At 67.5% G+C, this 7,505-nt stretch carries 7 protein-coding genes and 1 tRNA gene; 1 reads left to right on the forward strand and 7 read right to left on the reverse strand.

Annotation, left to right across the window (positions count from 1 at the left end):
- Window positions 1–82 precede the first annotated feature (82 nt).
- The 7 genes from ACFWP7_RS42215 to ACFWP7_RS42245 all read right to left on the reverse strand — a co-directional run bounded on the left by ACFWP7_RS42215 (window position 83) and on the right by ACFWP7_RS42245 (window position 5,938).
- Window positions 83–589: a hypothetical protein gene (locus ACFWP7_RS42215; protein WP_384393856.1), complete on the reverse strand. Its 507-nt coding sequence runs from the start codon at window positions 587–589 to the stop codon at window positions 83–85.
- A gap of 129 nt (window positions 590–718) precedes the next feature.
- On the reverse strand, window positions 719–1,339 hold the full coding sequence (pth, locus tag ACFWP7_RS42220; protein ID WP_384393858.1) for an aminoacyl-tRNA hydrolase: 621 nt from the start codon (window positions 1,337–1,339) through the stop codon (window positions 719–721).
- 90 nt (window positions 1,340–1,429) lie between these two features.
- On the reverse strand, window positions 1,430–2,011 hold the full coding sequence (locus ACFWP7_RS42225) for a 50S ribosomal protein L25/general stress protein Ctc (protein ID WP_384393861.1): 582 nt from the start codon (window positions 2,009–2,011) through the stop codon (window positions 1,430–1,432).
- Between the two features lie 208 nt (window positions 2,012–2,219).
- The gene (locus tag ACFWP7_RS42230; protein ID WP_384393864.1) at window positions 2,220–3,194 is read right to left on the reverse strand and encodes a ribose-phosphate diphosphokinase; all 975 of its coding nucleotides are present in this window, start codon (window positions 3,192–3,194) and stop codon (window positions 2,220–2,222) included.
- 213 nt (window positions 3,195–3,407) lie between these two features.
- Window positions 3,408–4,856: a bifunctional UDP-N-acetylglucosamine diphosphorylase/glucosamine-1-phosphate N-acetyltransferase GlmU gene (gene glmU / locus ACFWP7_RS42235; RefSeq protein WP_384393866.1), complete on the reverse strand. Its 1,449-nt coding sequence runs from the start codon at window positions 4,854–4,856 to the stop codon at window positions 3,408–3,410.
- Window positions 4,857–4,974: 118 nt separating this feature from the next.
- Window positions 4,975–5,047 (reverse strand) — tRNA-Gln (locus ACFWP7_RS42240).
- 27 nt (window positions 5,048–5,074) lie between these two features.
- Window positions 5,075–5,938, reverse strand: coding sequence for a hypothetical protein (locus ACFWP7_RS42245; protein WP_384393869.1), 864 nt, complete (start codon window positions 5,936–5,938; stop codon window positions 5,075–5,077).
- 167 nt (window positions 5,939–6,105) lie between these two features.
- Between ACFWP7_RS42245 and ACFWP7_RS42250 the strand changes: the two genes are divergently transcribed.
- The gene (locus ACFWP7_RS42250; protein ID WP_384393872.1) at window positions 6,106–7,422 is read left to right on the forward strand and encodes a sensor histidine kinase; all 1,317 of its coding nucleotides are present in this window, start codon (window positions 6,106–6,108) and stop codon (window positions 7,420–7,422) included.
- The last annotated feature ends 83 nt before the right edge of the window (window positions 7,423–7,505 follow it).

Consider the following 7,505-nt stretch of genomic DNA (forward strand, 5'->3'; position numbering starts at 1 on the left):
CTACTGACGGCCACGTAAGCCATCAGGTGTTGCGAGGACCCCGAGAATCCGCCCGTACGAACACGGGGGCATCGCTGTGAGTTCACAAGGCCAGGAACGTCACCGTCAGCTGCACGAACCCCACCGCCGCCAGCGCCCACGCCACCCGCGTCAGCCGCAGACCCCCCGCCACCACCACCGCGGCGAGCAGCAGCGCGCCACCGAAGGGAACCCAGGAGTAGAGCAGTCCGGCCGGTCCTGAGCGCACCACGTCACTGGTGCCCGGCTTCACGGTGACCGAGTAGACCCCGCCCTTCCGCACCGCCACCGACTCCTCGATGGAGACCCGGGCCCGCGCCTCCGATCCCGTCGACGTGGGCGAGTACGGCCCCGTGCAGGTCTCGCCCGAACACGCCGTGACCGTCATCGTCCCCTGCTCCCGGCCCCGGCTCAGCATCACGTGCTGCGCCGTGCCCCAGGAACCCCAGACACCCGCGATCAGGATCAGCGCCGCGACCGTACCCATCGTCGCGAGCTGCCCGAACCGCAGCGCCGCGTAAGCGTTCTGGCGGGAGCTCTGACCTGACGTGGCGGGCATGGCGGGGATCATTGGCCATGGCCATGCGCCTGGTCAACTCAGGCAGGGGACAAGTCCTGAGTTGTACGTACCTTTCGAGGCCCGTGAGAGCGGAGCCTCAGGAGTTGTACGACCCTTCCGACGCCCGCGAGCGCCGGAGCCTCAGGAGTTGTACGAACTCTGCGCCCGCTCCAGCCCCTCGATCACCAGACACTCCACGGAATCCGCCGCACGGTCCACGAGATAGTCGAGCTCCTTGCGCTCCGCCGACGCGAAGTCTTTCAGAACGAAATCCGCGACCTGCATACGCCCCGGAGGACGCCCGATACCGAACCGCACCCGGTGGTAGTCCGGACCCATCACCTTCGTCATCGACTTCAGCCCGTTGTGGCCGTTGTCCCCGCCGCCGAACTTGAGACGCAGGACGCCGTAATCGATGTCCAGCTCGTCATGGATCGCGACGACGTGCGCGAGCGGCACCTTGTAGAAGTCGCGCAGCGCGTTCACCGGACCACCGGACAGATTCATGTACGACATCGGCTTGGCCAGAATCACCCGGCGATTCGCCGGCCCCGGCGGGCCGATACGCCCCTCGATCACCTGCGCCTGCGCCTTGCCGGCCCGCTTGAACTTGCCGCCGATCCGCCCCGCCAGCAGATCGGCCACCATGAAGCCCACGTTGTGCCGGTTCATGGCGTACTCGGGCCCGGGGTTGCCGAGCCCCACGACCAGCCAGGGGGCGGCTGCGTCGTCGGTCGTCGTCGTCACGTCCGTGTCTCCCATGTGTCCTTGATACGCGCCGTGTTCTTGATACGCGTCAGCCGCCGCTCCCGGAGGAGCGGCGGCCGGCAAAAACGATGACCCGGTGAGGGATCAGGCCTCGGTGGTCTCGGCCTCGTCAGCGGAGGCCTCCTCCGCCTGGGCGGCCAGGACCTGGAGGACGACCGCGTCCTCGTCGATCACCAGCGTGGTGCCCTCGGGGAGCGGGATGTCCTTGGCGAGGATGGCGGCGCCGGCCTCAAGGCCCGCGATGGAGACGGTGACCGACTCGGGGATGTGAGTGGCCTCGGCCTCGACCGTCAGCGTGCTCAGCACGTGCTCGAGCAGGAAGGAACCCGGGGCCAGCTCGCCCTCGGTGTGGACGTAGACCTCGACGGTGACCTTCTCGCCGCTCTTCACGGTGAGCAGGTCGACGTGCACGAGGGAACCCTTGATCGCGTCACGCTGGACGGCCTTCGGGATCGCCAGCTCGGTCTTGCCCTCGATGTCCAGGGTGAGCAGGACGTTCGACTTACGCAGAGCGAGCTGGAGCTCGTGACCCGGAAGCGTGACGTGGACGGGCTCGGCACCGTGACCGTAGACAACGGCAGGAACCTTGTTCTCGCGACGGATACGGCGGGCGGCGCCCTTGCCGAACTCGGTGCGGGTCTCGGCGGCGAGCTTGACGTCGGCCATGTTCACTCCTCGTAGATCAAATGGGGAAGGTGGTCACCCGGCCGAACATCGGCCTGCTACGAAGAGCGCGTCGATAACGGACCGCCGTACCCGCCTCGTAAAGCGGTACGGCCTCCCTCGCCGAGCAACTGTGACAGCTTACTGGGCGGGGAGGCCGTATCAGAAATCGATCTACGGGACCTACCGGATCGACCGGTGGAGCGTGGGTTTACTGCTCCTCGAAGAGGCTCGTCACCGAGCCGTCCTCGAAGACCTCGCGGACCGCGTTCGCGATCGTCGGCGCGATCGACAGGACCGTGATCTTGTCGAGTTCCAGCTCGCCCGGGGTCGGCAGAGTGTCCGTGAAGATGAACTCGCTGACCTTGGAGTTCTTCAGCCGGTCGGCCGCCGGGCCGGAGAGCACACCGTGCGTGGCCGTGACGATGACATCCTCGGCGCCGTGCGCGAACAGAGCGTCGGCGGCGGCGCAGATCGTGCCGCCGGTGTCGATCATGTCGTCGACCAGGACACAGACACGGCCCTCCACATCACCGACGACCTCGTGGACGGTGACCTGGTTGGCGACGTCCTTGTCACGGCGCTTGTGCACGATCGCGAGGGGAGCGTCGAGACGGTCGCACCAGCGGTCGGCGACGCGCACCCGGCCGGCGTCGGGGGAGACGACGGTCAGCTTGGCGCGGTCGACCTTCGCACCCACGTAGTCCGCGAGGATCGGCAGCGCGAAGAGATGATCGACCGGGCCGTCGAAGAAGCCCTGGATCTGGTCGGTGTGCAGATCGACCGTGAGGATGCGGTGGGCACCGGCCGTCTTCAACAGGTCGGCGATCAGCCGCGCCGAGATGGGTTCACGCCCGCGGTGCTTCTTGTCCTGTCGCGCGTAACCGTAGAACGGCACGATCACGGTGATGCTCCGCGCGGAGGCCCGCTTCAGAGCGTCGATCATGATCAACTGCTCCATGATCCACTTATTGATGGGGGCCGTGTGGCTCTGCATGAGGAAGCAGTCGGCGCCGCGCGCGGACTCCTCGTAGCGAATGTAGATCTCGCCGTTGGCGAAGTCGAAGGCCTTCGTCGGGACTACGCCGACCCCCAGCCTGTGGGCGACCTCCTTGGCAAGCTCGGGGTGGGCGCGGCCGGAGAAGAACATCATCTTCTTCTCGCCGGTCGTCTTGATCCCGGTCACAGCACTGTCTCCTCAGAGGTGTCTCAGCTGGGTGCGAGAGGACCTCTCGGCCGCATATGACCGACTCGCACGAGTCAGCCGCGTGCGAGCTTGCCGCGAGAGGCACTACGGCTACTAGGAGCCACAAAGAGCTACTAGGAGAGGTCTTCTCAGCTGGGGGTGTGCGGATGTGCGTTTATCACGGTACGCCGTGCAGGACGCACCGGTTTCCGGTCAGGCTTCGCCTTCCGGCTCCCGGGAGGCGGTCTCGGCGGCCTTCGCGGCGGCACTTCCCGGACGCTTGCGCGCCACCCAACCCTCGATATTCCGCTGCTGGCCACGGGCCACGGCCAGCGAACCGGCCGGTACGTCCTTGGTGATGACCGAGCCCGCCGCGGTGTAGGCGCCGTCCCCGATGGTGACAGGCGCCACAAACATATTGTCCGATCCAGTACGGCAGTGCGAGCCGACCGTGGTGTGGTGCTTGTCCTGCCCGTCGTAGTTCACGAAGACGCTGGCGGCACCGATGTTGGTGTACTCACCGATCGTCGCGTCGCCCACATACGACAGGTGCGGGACCTTCGTGCCCTCGCCGATCGTCGCGTTCTTCGTCTCGACGTACGTCCCGATCTTGGCCTTGAGACCGAGGCGGGTGCCGGGGCGGAGATACGCGAACGGCCCGACGCTTGCCTGCGGGCCCACCTCGGCGTTGTCCGCGACGGTGTTGTCGACCCGCGCCCCCGCGCCCACCTTCGTGTCCTTCAGACGGGAGTTGGGGCCGACCTCGGCGCCCTCCGCGAGATGCGTGGCGCCCTGGAGCTGGGTGCCCGGGTGCACGATCGCGTCCCGCTCGAAGGTGACGGCGACGTCGACCCAGGTGGAGGCCGGGTCGATGATGCTCACCCCGGCGAGCATGGCCCGCGTGAGCAGCCGGTCGTTGAGGATGCGGCGGGCCTCGGCGAGCTGGACGCGGTTGTTGATCCCGGCGATCTCGCGGTGGTCGCCCGCGATGGAGGCGCCGACGCGGTGCCCGGCCTCGCGCAGGATGCCGAGGACGTCGGTCAGGTACTCCTCGCCCTGGCTGTTGTCCGTACGCACCTTGCCGAGGGCGTCCGCGAGGAGCTGCCCGTCGAAGGCGAAGACACCCGAGTTGATCTCACGGATGGCGCGCTGGGACGCGTTGGCGTCCTTGTGCTCGACGATCGCGGTGACCGCGCCGCTGACGTCGTCGCGGACGATGCGGCCGTAGCCGGTCGCGTCCGGGACCTCGGCGGTCAGCACGGTGACCGCGTTGCCGTCCGTGGTGTGGGTCGCGGCGAGGTTCCTCAGCGTCTCCCCGGTGAGCAGGGGGGTGTCGCCGCAGACGACGACCACCGTGCCGTCGACGCCGCCGCCCAGCTCCTCCAGGCCCATCCGCACCGCGTGCCCGGTGCCGTTCTGCTCCGCCTGTACGGCGGTGCGTACGCCGGGGTCGATCCCGCCCAGGTGCGCGACGACCTGCTCGCGGGCGTGACCCACCACGACGACCAGGTTCTCGGGCTCCAACTCGCCCGCTGCCGCGAGCACATGTCCCACCAGGGAACGGCCACACAGTTCGTGCAGAACCTTGGGTGTGGCCGACTTCATACGGGTGCCCTCACCCGCTGCGAGTACGACGACGGCTGCCGGGCGATTGGCGCTCACGGGGTATGCCCTTCGGCTTCGGATGGCTGGGGTGTGGACATCCGCAGGATACCGGGGGGTTTCAGGGGGGACATGGGAGCGGGCCCTGACTTGGCTGTCAGGGCCCGAACGTGAGTAGCTCCCCCATCAGGATTCGAACCTGAACATACGGTACCAAAAACCGCAGTGCTGCCTGATTACACCATGGGGGAATTAACTCGACCAAACCAGACATTTGGTCAAGTCGCCGAGTCGGCACCCAACACTATGCCGTACCAAGCCCCTTCCACGCGACGGTAGAGATCGGCGCTCTGGCGAACGTAGATGACCAAGCAACCTCGATAGGCCTCCTCCGTGTTCTTCCGGTTCGTTCTGGGGTTGTGCTCCTTGAGGGTGGTTCGTTGGAACGTGGCGGCTTCGACGCCGACCAGTTCCGCCCAGAACGCCTCGGCCGTGGTCACGTCTGCTGACTGGTGGATGCTGACGCGGAACCGCATGCGCTCGCGCCCCACGCCCAGGGACTCAAGCCAGTGCAGGTAGAGGCTGATCACATTCGGGTCGCTGTTGATGAACTGCAACCGCTCACGACGTTGGGGGCTGTACGCCTTGTCCTTTGAGCCCTCAGCCCAGTAGAGGACCACGCCCGCCAGGAATAGCTCCCGGTCGGTCAACGCGCCGATCTCGGCCGCTGCGGCTGCCTTTGTGTACCGCCGCTCCTCGTCCCGTACCGCCAGCTCGTGCTCCCACCGCTTCCGCGCCGCGAGCTTCGCCTGTTCCGTCGGATCCCGCTGCTCAGGCTTTGGTAGATCCCGTACCCACAACGAGATCGAACTCTTCGAGCAACCCAGCTCGACCTGGATCTGGTCGTAGGTCCAGCCCTGGAGCCGTAGCTCCCGGGCTCGCCCGCGGACGTCGTCCTTCGCGTTCGGGCGCTTGGTCCACTCCGGGGGCGGCTCGCCCTCCAGAAGCCGGTTGAGGATGTCGTTGTTGTCGACGTGGAGCCGGTCGCGGATCTGGCGGCGGCTGAGTCCGGCCCGTCGCAAAGCGACCGCCCGCTCCCGCAGACCCTCGAAATCCACGTACTTGCCATGTGCGTGTGCCATAGGCATACCGTCCGGGCGGAATGTGGGCCTCCGGGGTCGAACGGTGATCGATTCAGCAGTTCGAGGGATTCTGGTGGGTTTCGCTTCTGTTCGATTGCGGGGTGTGGTGTAGGCCAGTAGGCGAAACTCACCGGAAAAGGGGCGGGTGGCGACCGTAGGCTGGAGGCATGACCACGACGGGGGAAGAGCACACCGCGGCCGGGACCGGGCCGTGGTGGTGGGTCAGGTGGCGTAGTGCGGTGCTTGACGCGGGTCTCGCGGGGGTGTCTGCGGCCGAGTCCGGCATCGAGGGGATTGCGTTCGCCCATGACGCGGGCCTGCCGGTTCCGGTCGGGGTGGGGTTCGGGCTGGTCGCCGGCTTCACGTTGTTGCTACGGCGGAAGTGGCCCATCGCCGTCGTACTCGTGTCGATCGCCATCACGCCCGCCCAGATGGGCTTCCTGATGGGGCTCGTCGGGCTGTACACGCTGGCCGCGTCCGAGCTGCCGCGGCGGATCATCGGGTCGCTGGCGTTGATGTCCTTCGCCGGGATGCTCATCGTGACGTACGTACGGGCGCACCAGGCTGTGGTGAGCGGTGACGTGCCCATGGGGAACTGGTTCGTCCCCTTCATTTCCATCGCGACCGCTCTGGGGATGAACGCTCCGCCCGTACTTCTCGGGCTGTACGTCGGGGCGCGGCGGCGGCTGATGGAGAGCCTGCGGGAGCGGGCGGACTCGCTGGAGCGGGAGTTGCAGTTGCTCGCCGAGCGGGCGGAGGAGCGGGCGCAGTGGGCGCGTAACGAGGAGCGGACGCGGATTGCTCGTGAGATGCACGATGTGGTCGCGCACCGGGTGAGTCTGATGGTTGTGCATGCCGCTGCCCTTCAGGCCGTCGCCCGGAAGGATCCCGAGAAGGCCGTCAAGAACGCGGCGCTCGTGGGGGACATGGGGCGTCAGGCGCTGACCGAGCTGCGCGAGATGTTGGGCGTGCTGCGTACGGGGGGCGGGGTGGATTCGCGGGACCGTTCGATGCCTCTTGCCGCGGTGGCTGTGGCGGCGGCGGCCGCGGCGTCGCGGGTCGCCGACGATGCGATGGACGGGCCCTCGCTCGCGGAGCTCGATGAGCTGATCGGGCAGTCGGCGGCGGCCGGGATGGTGGTCGATCTGTCGGTCGAGGGGGACTCGCCCGGGTATGCCGGGGAGGTCGAGCAGACCGCGTATCGGGTTGTTCAGGAGGCTCTTACCAACGTGCACAAGCATGCGGCCGGTGCGAAGACGCATGTGCGGTTGGCGCACCGGGTTTCGGAGATCGCGATGCAGGTGGAGAACGAGTGCCCGCCGGAGCCGGGGGCGGCTTCGTCCGTGCATCTGCCCAGTGGGGGGAACGGGTTGCTGGGCATGAAGGAGCGGGTGAGTGCGTTGGGGGGAGTTTTTGTGTCGGGGCCTACGGATGCCGGGGGGTTTCGGGTGTCTGCGGTGATTCCGGCGGGGGGTGGTGGGTGACGGGTGGTGCGGGGCCGTGTGCGGTGCGGGTGCGTTTGCCGTCTGGTGGGTGGGTCGGGGGCGTGCCGGTACGTCCCGCCCGT

The organism is Streptomyces sp. NPDC058470, assembly GCF_042721055.1.
In the GTDB taxonomy this organism is placed as follows: domain Bacteria; phylum Actinomycetota; class Actinomycetes; order Streptomycetales; family Streptomycetaceae; genus Streptomyces.

Coding starts and splice junctions, on each gene's coding strand:
- pth (WP_384393858.1), bottom strand. CDS start 1,339: ATGGGAGACACGGACGTGACGACGACGACCGACGACGCAGCCGCCCCC.
- ACFWP7_RS42225 (WP_384393861.1), bottom strand. CDS start 2,011: ATGGCCGACGTCAAGCTCGCCGCCGAGACCCGCACCGAGTTCGGCAAG.
- ACFWP7_RS42215 (WP_384393856.1), bottom strand. CDS start 589: ATGATCCCCGCCATGCCCGCCACGTCAGGTCAGAGCTCCCGCCAGAAC.
- ACFWP7_RS42250 (WP_384393872.1), top strand. CDS start 6,106: ATGACCACGACGGGGGAAGAGCACACCGCGGCCGGGACCGGGCCGTGG.
- ACFWP7_RS42245 (WP_384393869.1), bottom strand. CDS start 5,938: ATGGCACACGCACATGGCAAGTACGTGGATTTCGAGGGTCTGCGGGAG.